Annotated in this window: 22 protein-coding genes and 1 pseudogene; 7 read left to right on the forward strand and 16 right to left on the reverse strand. The window is 40.7% G+C overall.

Annotated elements, in window-relative coordinates; genetic code table 11:
• Positions 1–3 precede the first annotated feature (3 nt).
• From L1028_RS08390 to L1028_RS08405, 4 genes are all read right to left on the reverse strand, one after another.
• A complete protein-coding gene (locus tag L1028_RS08390) occupies positions 4–1,482 on the reverse strand; it encodes a Na+/H+ antiporter subunit D (RefSeq protein ID WP_234532981.1) in 1,479 nt (492 codons plus the stop codon).
• Positions 1,479–1,814 carry a Na(+)/H(+) antiporter subunit C gene (locus L1028_RS08395; protein ID WP_234532983.1) on the reverse strand — a complete coding sequence of 112 codons (336 nt, stop codon included), beginning with the start codon at positions 1,812–1,814 and terminating at the stop codon, positions 1,479–1,481. The genes L1028_RS08390 and L1028_RS08395 overlap by 4 nt, the downstream gene beginning before the upstream one ends.
• Complete coding sequence (locus L1028_RS08400) at positions 1,814–4,678, reverse strand: Na+/H+ antiporter subunit A (protein WP_234533181.1); 2,865 nt, start codon at positions 4,676–4,678, stop codon at positions 1,814–1,816. Before L1028_RS08400 ends, L1028_RS08395 begins: the two co-directional genes overlap by 1 nt.
• Positions 4,679–4,805: 127 nt before the next feature.
• Entirely contained in the window at positions 4,806–5,444 is a 639-nt protein-coding gene (locus L1028_RS08405; protein ID WP_234532984.1) for a universal stress protein, read from the reverse strand.
• Positions 5,445–5,786: 342 nt separating this feature from the next.
• Between L1028_RS08405 and L1028_RS08410 the strand changes: the two genes are divergently transcribed.
• Both L1028_RS08410 and L1028_RS08415 read left to right on the forward strand, forming a co-directional pair.
• A complete protein-coding gene (locus L1028_RS08410) occupies positions 5,787–6,119 on the forward strand; it encodes an ArsR/SmtB family transcription factor (RefSeq protein WP_234532986.1) in 333 nt (110 codons plus the stop codon).
• An 18-nt stretch (positions 6,120–6,137) separates the two neighbouring features.
• The gene (locus L1028_RS08415) at positions 6,138–6,671 is read left to right on the forward strand and encodes an SRPBCC domain-containing protein (protein ID WP_234532989.1); all 534 of its coding nucleotides are present in this window, start codon (positions 6,138–6,140) and stop codon (positions 6,669–6,671) included.
• Between the two features lie 58 nt (positions 6,672–6,729).
• On the opposite strand, the gene L1028_RS08420 is transcribed toward L1028_RS08415, so the two are convergent.
• Genes L1028_RS08420 through L1028_RS08440 form a run of 5 tightly spaced genes read right to left on the reverse strand, consistent with a single transcriptional unit; the run spans position 6,730 to position 11,384 of the window.
• Positions 6,730–7,473 carry an alpha/beta hydrolase gene (locus L1028_RS08420; RefSeq protein WP_234532990.1) on the reverse strand — a complete coding sequence of 248 codons (744 nt, stop codon included), beginning with the start codon at positions 7,471–7,473 and terminating at the stop codon, positions 6,730–6,732.
• 20 nt (positions 7,474–7,493) lie between these two features.
• Positions 7,494–8,294, reverse strand: a complete 801-nt coding sequence (locus L1028_RS08425; protein WP_234532993.1) for an alpha/beta hydrolase — start codon at positions 8,292–8,294, stop codon at positions 7,494–7,496.
• A 19-nt stretch (positions 8,295–8,313) separates the two neighbouring features.
• The gene (locus tag L1028_RS08430; RefSeq protein WP_234532994.1) at positions 8,314–9,351 is read right to left on the reverse strand and encodes a FecCD family ABC transporter permease; all 1,038 of its coding nucleotides are present in this window, start codon (positions 9,349–9,351) and stop codon (positions 8,314–8,316) included.
• The gene (locus L1028_RS08435) at positions 9,344–10,360 is read right to left on the reverse strand and encodes a FecCD family ABC transporter permease (protein ID WP_234532995.1); all 1,017 of its coding nucleotides are present in this window, start codon (positions 10,358–10,360) and stop codon (positions 9,344–9,346) included. Before L1028_RS08435 ends, L1028_RS08430 begins: the two co-directional genes overlap by 8 nt.
• 13 nt (positions 10,361–10,373) lie before the next feature.
• Complete coding sequence (locus L1028_RS08440) at positions 10,374–11,384, reverse strand: ABC transporter substrate-binding protein (RefSeq protein WP_234532996.1); 1,011 nt, start codon at positions 11,382–11,384, stop codon at positions 10,374–10,376.
• Between the two features lie 233 nt (positions 11,385–11,617).
• On the opposite strand from L1028_RS08440, the gene L1028_RS08445 reads away from it, so the two are divergent.
• Positions 11,618–11,842: a hypothetical protein gene (locus L1028_RS08445; protein WP_234532997.1), complete on the forward strand. Its 225-nt coding sequence runs from the start codon at positions 11,618–11,620 to the stop codon at positions 11,840–11,842.
• A gap of 826 nt (positions 11,843–12,668) precedes the next feature.
• Here L1028_RS08445 and L1028_RS31185 read toward each other — a convergent pair.
• The 4 genes from L1028_RS31185 to L1028_RS08460 all read right to left on the reverse strand — a co-directional run bounded on the left by L1028_RS31185 (position 12,669) and on the right by L1028_RS08460 (position 13,964).
• A complete protein-coding gene (locus tag L1028_RS31185) occupies positions 12,669–12,878 on the reverse strand; it encodes a BlaI/MecI/CopY family transcriptional regulator (RefSeq protein WP_253074705.1) in 210 nt (69 codons plus the stop codon).
• Positions 12,872–13,060, reverse strand: coding sequence for a BlaI/MecI/CopY family transcriptional regulator (locus L1028_RS31190; RefSeq protein WP_253074706.1), 189 nt, complete (start codon positions 13,058–13,060; stop codon positions 12,872–12,874). Before L1028_RS31190 ends, L1028_RS31185 begins: the two co-directional genes overlap by 7 nt.
• Positions 13,061–13,150: 90 nt before the next feature.
• A complete protein-coding gene (locus L1028_RS08455; RefSeq protein ID WP_234532998.1) occupies positions 13,151–13,597 on the reverse strand; it encodes a hypothetical protein in 447 nt (148 codons plus the stop codon).
• A gap of 28 nt (positions 13,598–13,625) precedes the next feature.
• Positions 13,626–13,964 carry a winged helix-turn-helix transcriptional regulator gene (locus tag L1028_RS08460; protein ID WP_234532999.1) on the reverse strand — a complete coding sequence of 113 codons (339 nt, stop codon included), beginning with the start codon at positions 13,962–13,964 and terminating at the stop codon, positions 13,626–13,628.
• A gap of 156 nt (positions 13,965–14,120) precedes the next feature.
• Between L1028_RS08460 and L1028_RS08465 the strand changes: the two genes are divergently transcribed.
• On the forward strand, positions 14,121–14,849 hold the full coding sequence (locus L1028_RS08465) for an SDR family oxidoreductase (protein WP_234533000.1): 729 nt from the start codon (positions 14,121–14,123) through the stop codon (positions 14,847–14,849).
• A gap of 45 nt (positions 14,850–14,894) precedes the next feature.
• Here L1028_RS08465 and L1028_RS08470 read toward each other — a convergent pair whose 3' ends face one another.
• A complete protein-coding gene (locus L1028_RS08470; protein ID WP_234533001.1) occupies positions 14,895–16,283 on the reverse strand; it encodes an alpha/beta hydrolase in 1,389 nt (462 codons plus the stop codon).
• A gap of 207 nt (positions 16,284–16,490) precedes the next feature.
• Here L1028_RS08470 and L1028_RS08475 point away from each other — a divergent pair.
• Positions 16,491–16,834, forward strand: a pseudogene (locus tag L1028_RS08475) (SDR family oxidoreductase); the annotation flags it as partial.
• A gap of 5 nt (positions 16,835–16,839) precedes the next feature.
• Here the strand turns inward: L1028_RS08475 and L1028_RS08480 are convergent.
• Positions 16,840–17,748 carry a VanZ family protein gene (locus L1028_RS08480; RefSeq protein WP_234533002.1) on the reverse strand — a complete coding sequence of 303 codons (909 nt, stop codon included), beginning with the start codon at positions 17,746–17,748 and terminating at the stop codon, positions 16,840–16,842.
• A gap of 217 nt (positions 17,749–17,965) precedes the next feature.
• Between L1028_RS08480 and L1028_RS08485 the strand changes: the two genes are divergently transcribed.
• Both L1028_RS08485 and L1028_RS08490 read left to right on the forward strand, forming a co-directional pair.
• Entirely contained in the window at positions 17,966–19,063 is a 1,098-nt protein-coding gene (locus tag L1028_RS08485; protein WP_234533004.1) for a serine hydrolase domain-containing protein, read from the forward strand.
• Between the two features lie 84 nt (positions 19,064–19,147).
• Complete coding sequence (locus L1028_RS08490; protein WP_234533005.1) at positions 19,148–19,936, forward strand: tyrosine-protein phosphatase; 789 nt, start codon at positions 19,148–19,150, stop codon at positions 19,934–19,936.
• Positions 19,937–20,013: 77 nt separating this feature from the next.
• Here L1028_RS08490 and L1028_RS08495 read toward each other — a convergent pair whose 3' ends face one another.
• A complete protein-coding gene (locus tag L1028_RS08495; protein ID WP_234533008.1) occupies positions 20,014–20,736 on the reverse strand; it encodes a sensor domain-containing protein in 723 nt (240 codons plus the stop codon).
• Positions 20,737–20,783 lie beyond the last annotated feature (47 nt).

The following is a 20,783-nucleotide window of genomic DNA, read 5'->3' on the forward strand; positions in this document are numbered from 1 at the left end:
TATCTACTCCTTCATGACAGCGTTAATGTATAATGCTGGATCGGCCAGTACGGCTCCAGCTTGGCTGACATATCCGTTTACCGTCTCAGCACCTACACCCATCAGAATTATAATCGCGAACAGAACAGCTGCCGGTGCCATCATAGCTTTATAATGAAGCGGTTTGACTTGTTCTTCCCTTTTCTCGCCACCCCAGAATACCTGCTGAAATACCTTGATCAAGGAATATAACACTATGAAGCTTGATGCAAGTGCAATTAATGCCAGAGCCACATGATTCTGTCCAAATCCACTACGTACCATCATCACTTTTCCAGCAAAACCACTAAGTGGTGGAACACCAACCAACGCCAAAATCAGTACAAAAAACATCCAACCGGTCCACGGATAGCGTCGGATTAAACCACCCATTTCTTTTAAGCGGTCGGTGCCCGATGCTGAGATAATCATCCCGCCCAGGAAGAATAGTAATGCTTTGGCAACCATGTCATGCATTAAATAAAACACTACACCATTTAACGAATCTTGAGTCGCGACAGATATCCCAAAAGCAATAAATCCAACACTGATGATGATATTATAATTAAAAATTCGCCCCAGATCGTTGTAAGCCAGTGCACCGATTGCACCAAGGATCATCGTCGCTCCCGCCATCCAGGCAATCAGTGAATGAGTGAGTCCCGGTTCTTGAATGAAAATCAATGTAAAGGTACGTGTAATTGCATACAATCCCACTTTCGTTAACAATGCCCCAAACAGTGCTCTAACAGCCACAGGCGGTGCGCTATATGAATCCGGAAGCCAGAAAAAGAGCAACAAACCTGCCTTTATCGAAAATACGATCAGCAGCAGGACCGCAATAACATTCATTACACCGCCTTGTCCCGCCTCTGCTACACGCATAGATAGATGTGCCATATTCAGCGTTCCTGTCGCGGCATATAAATAAGCGAGCGTTGCTACAAACAAGGAGGAGGAAATCACGTTAACTAATACATATTTTAACGTCTCTCTCAGTTGACCTTTGGAGCCACCAAGTACAATTAAAGCGTACGAGGCAACTAACAGGACCTCAAAGCAGACGAACAAGTTAAACAGATCTCCGGTGAGAAAGGAACCAAACACCCCAGTTAATAGAAAATGGAAAAACGGATAGTAATAGAACCGTTCTCTTTCTTCCCCAATGCTGGCGAAGGAAAAAAATAGGCAAGCCGCACCAACAATAGCACCGATTAGCACAAGTAAGGCCGCAAACATATCGGCAACAAAGACAATGCCATAAGGTGGAAGCCATCCACCCATGTATAGGGTCTGGATGCCCTTTGTACTTACTTGGTGCACAATGATTCCAGCAACCAAGATATTTAAAAACACACTGACGGCACTGATAATACGTTGCAGATCCACTCGTTCTTTTAGAAAAATCAGTATAACTGCCGTAAAGGCCGGAATCAGCAGAGGCAGCACTAACAAGTTGTTCATTGTCTCTCCTCCTTGGTTCCTTCCACATCATCCGTACCCGTCGAACGGTAAGTCCGATATGCCAAAACAATGAAGAATGCTGTTACTCCAAAACTAATTACAATAGAGGTCAATATGAGTGCCTGCGGTAACGGATCTACATACGCCTCCGCTTGTTCACCTAGCAATGGTGGAGCACCTGTCTTGAGACCCGACATTGTCAGTAGCAGTAGATGAACACCATGGGTAATTAAATTAGTACCCAGTAGGATGCGTAGCAGGCTTTTGGAAAGGACTAGATAAACACCTACGGAAAACAATACGCCGATCGCCAAGGCAACAACAAGCTCCATTAGTTATCCCTCCCGATCGTAAGTATGATATTCATAGTGACACCAATAACAGCTAGATAAACACCAAGATCAAAGAACATGGCAGTGGTTAGTTCTGTTTTGCCCATAAGCGGCAATTGGAAATATCCAAACGTTTGGCTCAGGAAGGGTACGTCGTATATAAATGAGCCAACCCCGGTAAGAAAAGCAATCGAAATCCCGATCGCAATTAACTTACGATAATTAATAGGCAGCACCTTCTCAACCATATCCATTCCAAAAGTAATAGCGAGCAGCACTAAACCTGCAGAAGCCATCAAAGCTCCAATAAATCCGCCTCCCGGATTATTATGACCGGCAAAAAATAAAAACAACGAAAATATCAGAATGATAACGAATGCTACTTTAGCTACCGCTTGCAGTAACACATCATCACTTCGAGAATAACGAGGCTTATTATAGGGAACGACCCTCTTCAGTTGGGTTGCTGTACCATCTCCATCCAACTGCAGCTTGATCATGGAATAAATAGCAAGTGAGGCGAGGCCTAGTACTGTTATTTCAAACATGGTATCAAAGCCGCGGAAATCAACGAGCAGAACATTGACAATATTTTTACCGCCACCCAAAGTATAGCTATTCTCCACATAATATTTCGAGATGGATTCGAACGGACTACTGCCTAAAGCAGCAAGTGCAACCAATGTCATCGTAACGCCCATCCCGATGGAGATAATTAGTTTAAGGAAATGCGCACGAGGTTTGAGCTTCTCTTTTTCCAGCCTAGGCAAATGCCGGAAACATAGCAGGAACAGTGTAACAGACACCACTTCAACAATCATTTGCGTAAGCGCCAGATCAGGAGCTCTGAACAGAACAAAGAGCAAAGTAACCATATAACCAACCATTCCTGTTAACAAAATGGCTGTTATTCTGGAACGTACAAACGGAATAGCTAAAGCACCTAGAAGTAAAACCATTACTGCAATAACTTCAAACAAAGAAAAAGGAGTATACTCCGTCGTACCAAGTGTAATTCCATCTGAATACCAGACGACACCGCAGATCGTTACGATCAAGAAGGAGAAAATATACATTAAATAATGTCTCATGGAACCAGTCATATAAGAACCAGTCACCCATCTAGACAATTTCTCAACCAGCCGGATTATTCCGTCATAGACTTGATTTAAAGTGTAGCCACTGCCCCATTCTTTATCGACCAGACTTAAGCGGCCATAGATTCGGTATACAGTAATACCAAGAATCACAACACCAAGTGTCATCCATACTTCTGGTGTCCAGCCGTGCCAGAAATGGATATTCACAACAAAAGGTTCCCCGGTCTGCAAGATAGGGTGTATAGCATTCATTGCAGGGATAATAAGTGTATTAGATAATATATTCGGGAAAAAACCGATAAATATAGACAGCACTGCAAGCAGGCACGGGGCAAGCAGAAGTCCTAATGGGGCTTCATGCGGTTTTTTGTCCAGCTTCTCAGGCTGATATTTTCCGAAAAAGGTGTGGAATACCAAAATCATACTGTATGCAAAAGTAAACACGCTGGCAATCCAGGCCAAAACCGGGAAGAGCGTAAACAACGAGGGAATAGAGAATATATCCAAGTTTCGGATATTCAGGACAGCTGTAAAAAACATCTCTTTACTTAAAAATCCCGAAAATGGCGGCAAACCAGCCATGGAGAAACTGCCGATCATCGCTACCGTAAAGGTAACCGGCATAATGGAAATCAGTCCGCCCAGCTTTCGCAGGTCGCGGGTACCCGTCTCATGGTCAACTATACCGACCATCATAAACAACGAGCCTTTAAAGATGGCATGGTTAATAAGATGAAAGATAGCCGCTGTTGTTGCAGCAGTATAAAAGACAGCTTCTTCCCCTATATAAAATGCCGCTGCCGATCCCATTCCTAGCAATCCCATAATCAGTCCAAGTTGACTAATTGTTGAATAGGCTAATAGAGCCTTCAGGTCCGTCTGCTTCATCGCCTGGATCGAACCATAGATCAAGGTGATCAAACCGACGCCTGACACAATCCAGAACCACTCATATTGCCCCGCAAAAATAGGGCTGAAACGGGCGACAAGATACAATCCAGCTTTAACCATCGTTGCCGAGTGAAGATATGCGCTGACGGGTGTCGGTGCCTCCATGGCATCCGGCAGCCAGATATGGAACGGGAACTGCGCTGATTTGGTGAATGCACCTAATAGAATTAATAGCATCGCTGGAATAAACAACGCATGCCCACTAATATCGCCAACCTCGCTCCAAATTTCCCGAATACTAAAGGTGCCTGTCATCACATACAGCATTAAAAAGCCGGCAAACATCGCTAAACCACCAAATACGGTAATCAACATAGATTTCAGTGCACCATACCGCGATTTTTGCCGCCGATGCCAAAAAGCAATCAACAGAAATGACGAGACACTTGTTAATTCCCAAAAACCGTATAGCACCATCAAGTTATCCGAGAGCACAACGCCAAGCATCGCTCCCATAAACAACATTAAATATATATAAAAAGGGGTCAACGCTTCTTTTCGCTTGTCTAGATAATAGATCGAATAGATAATTACAAGACTACCCATTCCAGTGATTAACAAAGCGAACAGTAAACTTAATCCATCCAGATGGAAAACCATATCAATGCCTAGTGAAGGAATCCATGAAACGGTTTCGTATCCCAAATCCCCTCCCTTAATAACGGGAAGCCGGGTTAAAAAATATACAAACAAAGCGAGCGAACCGGGAAAAACAAGCCATCCTCTATGAAGGTTGGATGCTCTCTTGGTCAAAAGTGCGATTACTAAGGCCATTAGAAACGGAACAAGTATGATTACATGCAGCAAAGGCAGTCCTCCTTTTCCACTTGAGCTTATCAAGTTGTGAACTTTAGTACTTACTTTTTTACCAAAAGCCAAAGATCATATGATTGGTAGGGCCTTATATACAAGGCCCCAATGTTGATAAGGGAAAGCCCGATTATAAAGAATCGGTCAATGTGCCATCACAAATATGCAAATATCTAGCCTTTCCATCTTCTTGCTCAATTCTGAATAAACCGTTCTCAAATTCTGTGTGTAATTCGTGAAAGAACTTCCCTTTAAGCGAATACTCTCCCTTGGGTTCATCACTGAGCTGATACTCATCCCCGATTTTGACCAGGTAGGCGATTACACCTTCCTCATGGGTTTCTTCCAGTCCGGCGCGCATCCGTTGAACGGCCACGACATGCAGATCCATCATTTTCATTTTACCAATGAGTTCATTGATGAAATTGCGTTTGGTAAGCTCCTGCCATCGAGTCTGAGCAGATTGTCCAATGACGATCTGTGTAACCTCATTCTTTTCAGCTACTTCTACAATAATATCAGTTGTTTTTCGGCCTTCACGTTTCCGAATGATAAACTCTGCGCCAGCTTCATCGGCAAGACGTTTCCAGACCGTCATATACATTTCTTTGCTCTGATTATATTCATCATTGTCCGAACTATCGACATTTAATACAAACAATGGGGCCCCTATTAATTCAGACAGTTGCACACCACGCCGGATTAAACGCTCCCCATGCGGACCATAATGAACACAAACCATAATTTTTTCATTGTGTATGACCTTCACCCTCCTGTAACATGGCCAAGAAATACAAAAGGAGCCTACTGGCGATAGGCCCCTTGCGTAAATCTAAAACCGATAAGTTATACTTAATTATATCTATTCCTATGTTTTTTGTAAAGTTTACTGGTTATCATGGAACATATTTCTACGTAATGCTTGTACTATGCCCTACATTTGAAGTTATCATACAATGAAATTTAAAATATCCCTTTACAGGAATATTCCCTTAATGGTATATTGTAAGCATGAACAGGAAATATAAGAAAGCAGGCCTGTTGAGTCGCTCCATCACGGCCCGTCATATGAAATCCGAATCAATTCAATGAATCGAAGTGATGTTTGTTTATGAATACTAACGTAATGAGTGCTTTAGCAGAGCCTAATCGTATGCAGATCGTTGAACTATTACGCGAGAATCCCCTAACCGTTGGAGAGATCGCAGAAAATCTTCAGCTGCGGCAGCCTCAAGCGTCCAAGCATTTGCGTGTTCTCAGTGAAGCGGGCCTCATTGAAGTTCAAGCTGTTGCTAATCGGCGCATTTGCAAGCTCCGCCCTGACCCTTTTAAGGAATTAGACACTTGGTTAGAATCCTACCGTCATATGTGGGAGGAACGCTACGATCGACTGGATGATTATTTGCAGAAGCTACAAAGCAAGGAAGCAGATAAGGAAAAGTAAACGAGGAGGATTTATCCAATGTCAAATTCTAACCAAACCAACCAACTAGTATCCAAAGTTGAAGGCAGCACTCTAATATTAGAGCGTATTTTTAAAGCTCCACGTGAGCTAGTTTTTAAAGCTTTTTCTGAGGCTGAGCATTTGAAGCATTGGTGGGGGCCAAAAGGTTGGACACTTCCCGTATGTCATGTCGATTTCCGTCCAGGGGGTACTTGGCATTATTGCATGAAATGCGAGGATAAGAATCAAGGTGATTTTTATGGCATGGAGTCTTGGGGCAAGGCGCTTTACCGGGAAATTTCGATTCCAGAGCAAATTATTTACACGGACGGGTTCTCAGATGCAGAAGGTAATATTTCAAAAGATCTGCCCGAGACACTAGTCCAACTAGATTTTATCGAGCTGAATGGTCAAACGAAGCTGGTTAACACCGGTAAATACGCTTCTCCAGAAGCGTTACAACAAGTGATTGATATGGGGATGCTGCCAGGTATTTCACAAACCTTTGATAATCTGGATGTACATCTTGAGAATTTACAGAAGAGCAACTAAAGAAGTGATCAGATAAATAGGACGATGCAAGGATACTCTCTCCTGCTCGTCCTTTTATTCATTTTGCGGGAAATAAGAACCTGATGCTACTCGGAAAATATTGCAGAAAAAACATATCATTATGCGTGCCCAGTGGATCTGTCTCAAACTTCACCCGCTGATCAGCTCCATCTATCTCCTCTTTTAAAATATCATAAGCACGTTTGCTATTAGCCACCATGTCCTTCTGTGCATTAGTCTTCTGGATACCTTCTTGTTCACCTACATACATATAGACTTTGCATTCCCTGTCTAACTTTGAAGTCTCCATGTATTGTATTAAATCTTTAAACCATACAGACGCGGATATGAGTATAAAGTTATCAAAAACAGGCTCCGTCTTGTACATCGCATACAGACTAATTAATCCACCTAGTGAGACACCACCCAAAGCTAATTTCTTCGGCTCGTTGGAGATGCGGTATGAACTTTTCATATAGGGTACAAGATCATGATAAACATAATTCAAATAATCATCACCCTTGCCCCCAAAGGACCAATCCTTAAAAAGAGCAGGCATTTCCCAAGGTGTATACTCATCATTCCGCAGCTGAGAATCAATTCCGATAAAAATAACCGGCTCTGTAATCCTCTCCTCCACGTCGTTCTCTATAGCTGAAGTCGCCTCTTTGAACAAAAAATATCCATCCTGTAAGAAAACCGCGGGGAAGCTTCGTTCAGGAAACAAATCATATGATTTAGGAAGATACACAGTAATTTGTCGCCCCATATGTTCGAAAGTAATAAGTTCTCCTAACATCATCCTGCATCATACCCCCTTCCTTAACGGTTCAACATGCGGAACGCTCTGCTCATGATGGTCGGCACTACTGACGCGTGGTTTTCATCTGGCGCTACGTAATGCTCAACCTGTAAATCAGGCAAAGAATACTCACATAATTTTGAAAATAATCCTTTAGCATCATCGACCATAAACGTCTCTTCACTGCCCACTGTGATCAATAGCTTTCTCTTCTCGGAACTTATCGTTTGACCATACTTACACCAATGCTCCGCATACGCCAGAATTTCATGATCATTCCACCAAATCGAGGGGCTAGAGGCCAAATAATACTGAAAAAGCTCCGCACGAGTGAATAGCGTCCAGAGGACAAATAACCCGCTTAGAGAGTGCCCAAACAAAACTTGCTTCTGTTGATCTACATTATATTTTTCAGAGACCAGGGGCATTAACTCTAACTCTAAAAAAGATAGGAACTTTTCAGCACCACCATGTGGTCCTATATCAGCATTTTTCAATCGATCCGGATATACATACTGCTTCGCAGGAGGTGTGAAATCATAAAACCTTCTTTTAGAGACCACATCATCTGAACCATAATGTCCAATGCCAATCACGATGGCTGGTGCAATCAAAGTTTTCGGCGCATTTCTTGACTGCAACTTCACGACATCCCGACCTAATTGAAAATGTGAATTACCATCGAGCATGTAATAGACGGGGAATCCATTGTCAGGGGCCTCTTCTCTCGGAATTGAGACTTTTATATCATACGTGTAGCCCATATATTGAGATTCTAGCTTCCATGATTCTGTATGTTCGAGCTCTACTTGTGTTGACATATGTGCTGCTCACTCTCCCCTACACTCTTGACTTTGCTAATAAATATAAGAAATAAGGAATACCAATAATCGAAACGACTATACCCACGGGTAACTCTGCTGGCTGAAATAATGTTTTGGCAAAATAATCCGAGATTACAAGCAAAAACATCCCAACCACTGCACTGGATAACATAATATAGCGGTGATTAATCCCTACTAATCTTCTAGCGATGTGAGGAGCCATCAATCCTATAAAACCTATTGAACCGGATACAGATACACAGACACTTACTATCCCCACACTGCATAATAGAAAGATCAGCTTTTCTTTTTCTACGGAGATCCCCAAGCTTTTTGTGCTGGAATCCTCCAATTGAAAATAATTGAGCAAATAGCTTTTTCGATACATAACAAATCCTAAAATCAGCACCCAAGGTGTGATCATTATGATATAAGTCCAATTCGCGCTGTAAATACTTCCGACACTCCATACCGCAGCCATTTCATAATCACTTGCATTCATTTTCAGAGAAAGATACAACGACAACGCCCCAAAACCACTGCTAATCGCGATCCCTGTCAATATCAAACGTTGCATATCAAGTGCACCATTCCGCCATGAGAAAATAAAGATAATTACAACTGCGGCAAGCCCTCCCACAAAACCAAACAGCGGCATGGCTAGTATCGAGAACCAGCTTTCTTTGAAAAAAGTAACTCCCGACATCTGAAAGAAAAACATAAACGCAACGATGGCAGCTCCGGCACCGGCATTAATCCCAAGGATACCTGGATCAGCCAGTCCATTTCGGGTAATGCCTTGAATGACCGTTCCAGCCATCCCCAGACCTATGCCTACTAATGAAGCAATAATGATCCGAGGTAGTCGAAATTGAAAAATAACCAGGTCAAATTTAGGATTGGGATCTATTCGTAGTAGCGTTTTTATCACATCCAGGACAGACATATCAAAAGCGCCATTCGTTAGATGAAAATACCCCGCCACAAGTGTTAGCAGGATAAAAGCTAGTAGCGTCAATATATAGCGACTAAACTGTATTCTGCCTCTATCCACGTTGCTCTCCCCCTTTGATCCGAATTAAATAAAGGAAGAACGGGATTCCAATAAAGGCTGTTACAACACCAATTGGCGTCTCAAACGGAAAGTTAATATAACGGCTTAAGACATCGCAAAATGCTAAAAAAACAGCCCCAATGACTGCTGAGCAAGGAATGATGAAACGATAGTCGATACCAACGATAAAACGTGTAATATGAGGAATGATTAGACCTACAAAGGCAATCTTACCTACTAAGGCCACTGCTGTCCCGGTCAGACATACAACAGATAAAATACTGATGATTTTCACCCATTTTGTCCGTTGACCCAAGCTAATTGCCGTTTCATCCCCTAGGGAGGCAACCATTACAGATTTAGAAATACTAACTGCCAAGAGCAGACCAACCATTATAAAAGGAATGGACAATATTAGCATATCTGGATTTACAGTATGTATTTTAGAGCTATACCAAACGCTAACATTTTGTGAGACTTGAAAAAACATCGCTACTGCTGAGGCAATACTACTTAAAAATGTACCAATTACAGTACCAATAATGGCTAGTCTGACTGGAGATAAGCCGTTTTTGACCAATGAGCCAAATCCGAAAACCAAACCCGCTCCGATAGCGGAACCCACCATGGATAAAAGAATCATATGAATATTCGATAATCCAGGATAAAACACCATAGCCAACGTAATAACAAATGCCGATCCGTCATTTACTCCCATAATCGATGGTGATGCAAGATAATTCCGTGTAACGCCTTGCATTAACGCCCCTGAAACAGCTAGGGCCGCTCCAACTAATAAAGCGGCGATTACACGCGGTAATCTAGATGTCATAATAATGTTGTGGTCCACATTATTTGCATCGAAGTGTGTAATCGCCTGCCAGATTGTTACTATTCCAATATCCTTAACACCATATAAGACGGATACAACCATTGCTAATACGATGAATAATGGAGAAGTTGATAGGATCAATATAACTTTCCAATTTTTTGTATTCATCTTATTCATCGCACCTTCGGTTTTACTTCAACAGATTTTCAATTGCAGCATCCAGGAATCTTACTTTAGACCAAGCCGTACCGCCTTGCACCAACGGATCAATTGCATTTACAAAGACATGATTGTTTTTGACTGCATTTACGCTTTTGAAGATCGGATTCTTAAGTAAATCATCAAGTGCTGTTGCATTATCGGTGTTCTCGCTAGTCTCAAACTGCAAGAAAATATAGTCCGGATTAATTTCCGCTAAAGCTTCTAGTGAAAGCTCAGCTTGAGCTTTTGTAGAAGAGATCACTTCGGGAATGGTAGCGCCCAAGTCTTCATAAATAACCGGATTTAGATAAACGCCAGCAGGATATACACACATGCTGCCCTGACGAATACGAATGACTAGAATGGATTGATCTTTCAGCTTTTCTCCAATTTCAGCCTTTGCACTAGCGGCTTTAGATTCATAATCGCTAATAATCTTTTCCGCTTCTGCTGTCTTACCGGATAATTGACCTAATAAGAGCAAGTTATCTTTCCAGTTCGTAGAAATATGTGAATACGGAATCATCGTTTGAATTTTATTAAGTGCACCTGCCACATCTTCACCAAACTTGGAAGACCCTAAGATAACGTCTGGATCTAGCTGCAGGATTGCTTCATTACTTGGAGCAAATTTATCCCCCACTAAAGATGCGCCAGCTAACTCCTTTGACAAATAACCTGGAATGGCATCGGCTATAGCAAGTACACCTACTGGTTTCACGCCTAGGATTGCTGCATCTTCCATAGATTCAAGGCTTGCAGCTACGATATTATGAATATCTGCAGGTAATACATAATCCTTGCCTAAATATGTAATAGTTTGCTCAGTGACAACTGCCTCTGCCACCGCATTTCCTTTGTTAGTCCCCTCTGTTTCTACTGCAGCATTATTTGCACTTTTTTCTGAAGCTGCGGTGTCCTTTTCATTGTTACCGCAAGCTGCCAAACTCAAAGCTAACACTGCTGATACCCCTGCTAATAAAAATTTTTTCTGATTCATTTTCTATCTCCCCGTCTATATTTTATTTATCATTTCTTTGAATCAAAGTAATGAATTCTTTGAATTAAGTATATGATAATGAGAATCATTATCATATTAAATCATATGAGAACAATTATCAATACCTTTCTTTGAATATATAAAATTTTGTAACTTGTCAAATCAGTATAAAGGGAGACATTTACGGCAGGTGACGTAATTGTAAAAAAGAAAATGGGGCTGGCGGTGCATCCGTGTCACATGTACTGCATCTAATGCAGGTTGGTCTTCAAGAGGCGTACGCTCTGGCAGAGCTTGTCGAGCTAGATGCACTCTCTGTCGTAGTTCGGAATAAGTTCGTAAACAGTTGGGTCTGCCAATGGCCTAGACTCTACCGTCCTATTAAGAACACCGAAGGCGTTTATGCTTGCTATAATAGAATTTTTAAAATTTCTAGATTGCGGAGAAATGTGAAATGAATTCAAGGGATGAGCCTATATTCAACTGCTGGCAATGGGGAGCCCTGTTTTAAATTAAGCACACGCCTCTTTGGGATGACGGACCGAGCGGACCTTAAATCCTTCGAAATACATGTTTTAGTCGAGCTTACGGACAAATGTATGCGAAAAACCGAATACAATTTGCCGACGGTAACGTAATAAGCCAAATGTATGCGAAAAACCGAATACAATTTGCCTACGGTAACGTAATAAGCCAAATGTATGTGAAAAACCGAATACAATTTGCCGACAGTAACGTAAATAAGCCAAATGTATGTGAAAAACCGAATACAATTTGCCGACGGAGACACAAATACAACGAAATTCCCAATTTTTCAGCTAGGAGTGAAATCATGAAAATAAGCATTCTTAAAAGGGGTTGCGGCTCTTAAGTTTCGTGAAAGTCGAACAGTGGCAATAATGCTGTAAATGAGCAGCAGCGCAATCCCGATCAACCATATATATTGGCCTATGTTAATCCACGCGTCTGAAGGATTTGAAGGGATTATACCACTTGGTGCAATAGGTGTAGAGGGATAGGTACGGGTATTTTATTATTTACGGCTTGGTCGGATGTGTTGATTACATTTTGGATTTGGGGCGTTTGTGTGTATAACTTATTTAGAGGTGAGTTCTGTACTTCAGATGGGATAAAACTAAATATACTCTCAATCGAGAACGGACACAGGAGTCGGAACAAAACCACAGACCATAAGGCATAGGAGAATATTTTGGGAACCTTTTCTTAAGAACAGCCGTGCCACGATGATAAACACAATTACATAACTTCCCGTAATGCTCATGTTTAAAAGCTGTCCAAAAAACTGATCCACCGGTACTCCTCCTTATGCTCATGGATTTGTCTTAGAACATCATCAATTTCGCTGTCGCTTAATTCCCGGCTTTTTGTGAAGGCAGCCAAAAATTTGGGCAACGAACCGCCGAAGGTTTCCTTCACAAACGCCTTGCTCTGCTCTGCATAAAAGTCATCCTTTTTGATAAGAGATCCTACCACACCATTGTCATTATAAAAATCTCTTTAGCTTCAAGTCTTTTTAACATCGTATACATCGTTGATTTCTTCCAGTTCAGCTCCGATTCACATAACTTCACCAGATTTCCTGACGGAATCGGTTCAAGATCCCAAATTAATCCCGTAAGTTCCCCTTCCATTTCGGTCAGTCTGAGATCCTTCAATCTTGCGCCTTCCGTTGGTCTACAAGAGAATTTACAGGACAAAAAAAAGAGACCCTGTCTTTGGCAAACATCGTCTCTTTGTTATCTTTATTAAGGGTAAAACACAGATAAGTCACGGAACAATAATCCACTCTCTTCTAGTCGGTTAAGCTCCTCTTCTACATCAGTTACAATATGGCTTTCTCGCTCATGAGCTGTATTGATTAACCACGGTTGCCCCTGCCTTAAAAAACAAAGATCATCGGGCACCCTAGTCTGCACCCATGAGTACAAGCTCGTAGAATAGGATAGTAGAATATCGACCGCATCCGGTAAACATCTAAAAAAATAGACATCTGCATAATGCCCCATAAGCCGAGTCCCCGGCCAATAATCATCTTTAACGATCTCTTTGAGAAAAGGCTGTAACCGTTCCAATAGTTCATAACCTTCTGGCTCTAACTCCATCTGATCACGCTTGACCAAAATAAATTCATCACACACTTCCATAGCCACCTGTATCAGCGTCTTATAGGCCTGACCTGTTGGGTCCTGCAAAATAGCATTTATTATAAGGTTCGCCCTCCTACTTATTTGTATTATTTAGATACTCCTGATGCCTCCTACCCCAGCCACACATGCTATCCAAAACAGTAATCAGCGATTTGCCATGTTCTGAAATACTGTACTCCACTCTCAGTGGAAGCTCATGAAAACTAACTCGATCGATAAGTTGATCCTCTTCAAGCTCCCGTAGTTGCTTAGTTAATGTCCCTTGAGAGACATCTGGAATAATCCGCCTGAGTTCGCCAAATCGTTTGGTACCATCTATCAATAAAATAAATAAAATGAGCGGCTTCCACTTTCCACCAATCTTATCAAGCGTTGTAAGCACTCCAGCCAATCTCGGCTCCAGTAAATCCATGTGATCATCTCTTTCGATAGCTATTCTATTTCACAGCTAGTACGAATAATCGTACCTAGTACGAAAAAAGTGCGTACTGTGCAGACATTATTTTATAGCTAATAATAAAAAACAGAAATAAATAAGTACATTCCACTATGAACGGAGAAGATACACATGTCTACTATTTCATTAAAAAATCAACGCGTCGTCATCATCGGTGGCAGTTCGGGGATCGGTCTAGCTACCGCCAAACAAGCTGTTGCTCAAGGTGCAGCGGTCATTATCGCCGGTCGTTCTCAAGATAAACTAGCTAAAGCTCAACAATTTCTAGGGCTCGAATCTACCGAGACTCATTCACTAGATAATCAAAATGAAGAAGAATTAAAGTCTTTTTTTGAAAAAATCGGCAACTTCGATCATTTGTTTACTCCCGGCGCCTCCTATGTTAGAGGACCGATTACTTCAAGCTTAGAGATTGCTCATAGTTGCTTTAATGCAAAGTTCTGGCCTCAATATAATGCTGTGAAATACGCGATCCCATATATTAATCCTAAAGGCTCCATTGTTCTGATGTCTGGCGCATTCGGCCAACGACCACTTGCAGACGGTGCCTCCTATGCAGCTTGTAACGGCGCGATTGAGAGTCTGGGAAAAGCATTGGCTGTAGAGTTAGCTCCGATTCGAGTAAATGTCATCTCCCCAGGCACCATTCATACCAACTTTAATTGGGTAGGAGCAGAACAAGAAACTAGAGACAAGTCTTACGATGAATATACGAATATGAATATCCTTGGCAGGGTAGGACATGCCGACGAAGCAGCACATACAACCATTTATTTGATGACTAATAACTATACTACGGGAAGCACCCTATTTCCTGATGGGGGTTATATTTTGCGATAAGAAACAAAAAAAGCCCATATATCTTTTGGGCTTTTTTTAATAAATTTACTTTTTACTAAAGACTATAAGTATTGAATCCTCCTGAACTTCCTTAATTTTATAGATACCCATATTTTCTACGGATTGTACCAGTTCTGAGAAATACTTCGTTGTTGTTTTTAATTTTTCTGCGGAAGACTTCAGGTGGATTAGGATCCCATCCCCTTGCTCCTCTGTTACCATAGATTTCAGATAGAACTTCAGCACTTTTACATAATGCTCATAGTTTACTTGATGCTCTATGGTGACACCTTCAAAGTTCACATTTACATTCAAAGATTCCGGCTTTAGGAAGTTCACCCTACCGGTCTTATCTACCTGCCCCACTTCAGGATTAAGCACTTGATATTCAACACCTTCAGAAACTGTATAATCCATTCCATTATCCATCGTTACTACTGGGTTCAGACGGATATTGGCAGCTTCTGGGTTGAATAAGAACAGATAGTCACTTACTTCAAGCTTTGTCGGTTGTCCTGCCTCTTTCCCTGCGAACATGAGTAACGGACTATGTACACGTCTGTTCCAGGACTTCTCATCATGTGTCCCTAGAGGATCCATCTGAAAAAATAAGTCTTTCCCAAGTACAAATCCCTTCGATTGCAATATATCCAGAAGTGGATCAATAGGCATACCTTCGGCAACACCCATGTCGAGCCAAATCTTTAGATCAGGTTTGCCGGTTATCGTTACCAATTTCCTCATTAACATCCCATTGCTTACCCAAGTGGCAGGGGATAAAGCGCCTATCGATGAAAAGGTCTCAGGATGTTGATATCCCATCCACAATGCCTGAATAGCACCAAATGACGATCCCATAATCATTCGATGATCCCGATCGGGAATGGTCCGATAAGCACCATCGATATAGGGAATAACCGTATTAATAAAATATTGGGTAAATTGCTCTGCACTTGTTCCATCAGTAGGAATAGACTCCTCCGGAAAAGGGACATACTCCTTTCCGCGTTCTGAGCCGTTACTTGATGCGACAGCCACTACAATAACCTTCTCCATTTTCTTATCCGCAACTAGCTGGTCAATATTCTCCTCTACTAACCATTCTTTGCCGAAGGAGCTAGTATTTGTATTGAAAACATTCTGCCCATCATGCATATACACTACAGAATAACGCTCACCGTCGGTTTCATACCCAGCAGGCAAATAAACAAATATTCTCCGCTCACCTAGTTTATCTTTGTGCACAGTACCTTTTGCCACAACCCCAACGTTTGGGCTCTCCGATGCCTGAGTAGTATTACTTATCGTTGGATTAGGGGTTGATGTAGCAACAATTTCATTTAAATCCCCTCTCCTACTGCATCCCGAAAGCGCTAACAAAATTAATGCAACAAGCCCCCAAATGCTCCATTTAAATATTCCACTTGAATGCATAGAACCCCCCCTGATCTGTTGTTCAAACGTTTTCACAACTCTCATTATACAGGATTTATATGGGATTACGAACATTTTTTCACAAGTGAACTTCAAATTAGAATAGTATACTTTTACTACTTTATATAATGTATGCTCGATAGTTGGGCAGAGATCGGACTCGCTACTGCTAAACACTAAATAATCAAAATGAAGAAGAGTTGCTTAGAGATTGCTCATAGCTGCTTTAATGCAAAGTTCTGGCCGCAATATAATGTTGTGAAATACGCGATCCCACATCTAAACCCTATGGACTCTATTGTTCTGATGTCTGGCACATTTGCTAACTACCACTTGCAGACGTGCCTCCTATGCTGCTTGTAACGGTGCAATTGAGAGTCTGGAAAAAGCATTAGCTGTAAATTGGCACCGATTCGGGTAAATGTCATATGAATATCCTTGGCAGGGTTGGCTATGCAGACCAAGCAGCACATACAACGATTTATTTGATGACCAATAACTATACAACAGGAAGCAGTTTATTTCTGGATGGGGGTTATATTTTGCGATGATTTTATCATGGATTAATAATTATCATCGTATCAACATGCTTACCTTCTGAGCTCCAAATAGTAACATTTTTTCGATTGAAGCTTTCGACTGTGGGGAGAAATTCGTCATAGGTTAATGAAGAGTACATGTATTTTTCACTAGTAATAATGTCAAAAAAGTACGTACTCTCAACATGTTCAAGTATTATTCTTGTCTCCTGATCCAGTTCCATTCTAATTGTCTCTCTTATCTGATTTTGATTCTGTATAGCCTTCTCTATCGTTAATTCCGGAGCATAGAAACTCATAAGCTTTCCGGTGATATAAATGCTTCCATAATTTAAACCGTCTATTAACTCAGGATTAGTCACTGTTACTTTTTTAGGAGTGATCTGGAACAACCTTGTTTCTGTCGTCAAAATAGCAAAGATACCCACGAATCCAAATACGATCATCATCCCTACGATAACCACTCTGAATATAAACGTTCTTTTTATTTTGCCCTTTATGTATTGAAATACGGACCAACCCACGATGGCCCCTACTGTATTTAATATAACATCGTCGATATCGCTGATTCCAATAGCCAAAATGTACTGAACTACCTCAATACTCACGCTAATGCCAATCACTATGACGACTGTTTGTTTAAATCCCTTATTCATTAACAAAGGTATAAATATTCCCATTGGAAAAAACACTGCAAAATTCCCAGCAATATTTTGAAGATTATGCAAAAGCCCTATAGTTCTCATCATTTCAAATGTCGATGCAAATGGGATGATATTCAAGACCCTCTGGCCATGTCCAATCATAACAAAAAGATTATATATCTGCGTATCTTTGAACAAAACAATCCTCACAAGTACTAGTAAATACACAATGAACATTACCCATGCAAAAGTACTTAACATCCTTTCTTTCTTAGTATTCACGCCCTTCTCCCCCATCTACAGTATCGATATCCGTCATTATACCGAACTTAGGAAGGTTATTTAGTGGGGTATTCATTAAAGAAATCTTAAGATTTCTTTAATTCCTATATACGTCTAACATTTATTTTTTATAGAAACCTCAAGTCATTAGTAACGTAATAGTAAACTACGAAGTACATAATTTTCAAAGAATAATAAAAGAATGGGAGTTCTATTCATGATCATTCATTTGAAAAAGATTGGAATTATGTTACTAACTCTTTGCTTACTTTCTGCTTGCTCATCTGAGCCTGAAGTCATCATTTCAAGAAAGACAAATATCGATTTAGAGGCACAGGTAGACAAATATCTTACTGAAAAGAAATTTAACGGTTCTGTTCTAATGGCTAAAAAAGGAGACATCTGGATTAGCAAAGGTTACGGTAAAGCCAATTTTGAAAAAGATATTCCCAACACGCCTAACACGATTTATAGAATAGCTTCATTGTCCAAGCAATTTACAGCACTTAGCATTCTTAAACTTCAAGAACAAGGTTTAGTTAATGTGAATGATCCTCTGGATAAATATATCCCCGATTATCCTAAAGGAGATATAATCACCTTACACCACCTCTTGTCACACACTTCAGGAATTCCAGAATATTTACAAATCGACAATGTCTTTTCTGTTTTCCAAAAATATAACTCCCCATTAGATATCATTGATACGTTCAAACAAAAACCGCTTGATTTCACTCCAGGAACACAGTTCAGCTATAGTAATTCAAACTATATTTTATTGGGATATATTATTGAAATAGTATCGAAAGGATCTTATGCGGACTATATTAACAACAATATTTTCAAACCACTTCACATGAAAAATTCTGGTTATGACAAAAATGAGTACAATGAGGATACTCATGCTAAAGGGTATGAAGGTACGATTCAACGTTATAGTGATCCTTCCTATCAAATAGATATGTCTGTTCCATTCTCAGCAGGTGCATTATATTCGACGGTTGAAGATCTCTTTTTATGGGATCAAGCTCTTTACACGGATAAATTAGTCTCCAAGGAATCTCTTGACATTATGTTTAGCCCAAAAGTTCTCATGGAAGAGAATAAATTAAGTTACGCGTATGGTTGGTTTGTATATCACAATCCAATTAATCTAGTGGGTCATGGTGGAAATATATTTGGCTATTCCTCTTTTATTCTTAGAGATCCAGAGACCGAGAACTTAATCGTCGTCATGAGTAATTTTGATTCCTATCGTGAAATTAATTGGGTTGCTGAAGATTTAAATAAAATGTTAGATGACTTTATTCGTTAACTACTCAAGGATATAGTTTGTAAGCGACACCCTTTCTACTTTTTAGAATAGCCTATTCAATAACTAACCAAAGGTGGTACAAAAATGAACCAGAAACTTGAAACAACAAATTCTAAGCATCGTGTTCTCCCCTTTAAAGGCGTCCTCAATTTCCGAGATATGGGCGGATATACCACCTCAGATGGCCGTAGAGTCAAATATGGTTTGTTTTTCCGATCAGCCGAATTAACAGGAATGACCGAGCAAGATTTAAAGCTCTTTAAATCACTTGGAATTAAAACCATATTTGATTATCGAGGAATAGAAGAAGTTCGTTTAAAACCAGATCCAGTCATTCCAGGAGTCAATAACATTTGTGTACCTGCTCTAAAGCAAGAGGTTCCTGGAGACATGAGAGATGTGGTTCGTTCTGGATTTCTTGAACATTTTACGACAGACTTTCTAGTTAATATGTATTTGGATATGGCCTTTAATAACCCTTCCTTTAAGCGACTTATGGCAACCATTATGCTTCCAGATGAATTTAGTATTCTGCATCATTGTGCCGGTGGAAGAGATCGCACTGGCGTTGGATCAGCATTTATTTTCCTAGCACTTGGGGTTCCTAGAGAGACGATTATAGAAGACTATTTGCTCTCCAATCAGACACTTGGTCCTTTGAATGAGCAAATAAAAAAGCAAGCTTCACAGCATCTGTCACCGAAGGAAGTCGATACTGTTATGGCTGCGCTTATATTACGCCGTGAATTCATGGAAGCCATTTTCTCTGCCATTGACGAGCGATATAAGAGTGTAGAGGCTTTCCTCGAACAGGAATTCGGCATGACTGCTGAAAAGCGCAAGCAGCTACAAGCCTACTGTTTAGAAGCTTAATAACTTATTGAGCTACGAACTAGATTGAGATAAAAGTATAAGAAGCGTAACTCTCGAAGAGCTACGCTTCTTTCCATTTAATACTGACGTTCTTCCTCGTAGGATACAAACAACATTCTACGCTGTACATCCATCAACGATTTAATCACCCAAGTTGCGATCACAGCAACGACGAGTCCCGCTACAACATAAGAAATATATTGCTGAGATAATGTCCAGTCGATATTAAATAAGGCAAACACACTGTTCTCCAAAATGTTCAAATCCATCGTCTGCAAGAAAATCTGATGAAGCACAGGTAGTGTAATTAGACCAAGTGCAGCCGCTACCACGGTTATCGTTAGTGAAAAGAAGATGATGCTTGATACGAACCGTCCCATAATTAGCATGATGTTACGTGCAAACTTTGCACCATCGAAACCTAACTTCATTCGTTGCAGGAAGCCCGCTCCCTCTTGCTTCATATCCGTTCTACGCTCTTCAATCGGTCTAGGAATATCCAGCAATGATCTTACTAAATCTTGCTCAAATCGTACGATGTAATCTAATCCTTTAGCTACTGCGAAAAACAAGGGTATACCGATGAAAATTGGTGTTAAAGCAATTGATAATGCTAATCCTGTCACCATAAACACGAAATATACAATCGTAATCGGCAAAGAGATTATAAAATACAAAATACTCCGATAGGTCTTGGGACTCGTTCGACGTTTGCCGGGTTTAGCTTGTGATTTCGATTCTACGGGAATCTGCATGGAATCTAACGCTCCGATCGGCATTGTATACAACTTATCGTTCATTTCTTATGTCCTTCCTCTCACGTTATCAATTAATCTCATTATACGTG

Source organism: Paenibacillus pseudetheri (assembly GCF_924513355.1).
In the GTDB taxonomy this organism is placed as follows: domain Bacteria; phylum Bacillota; class Bacilli; order Paenibacillales; family Paenibacillaceae; genus Paenibacillus_AQ; species Paenibacillus_AQ pseudetheri.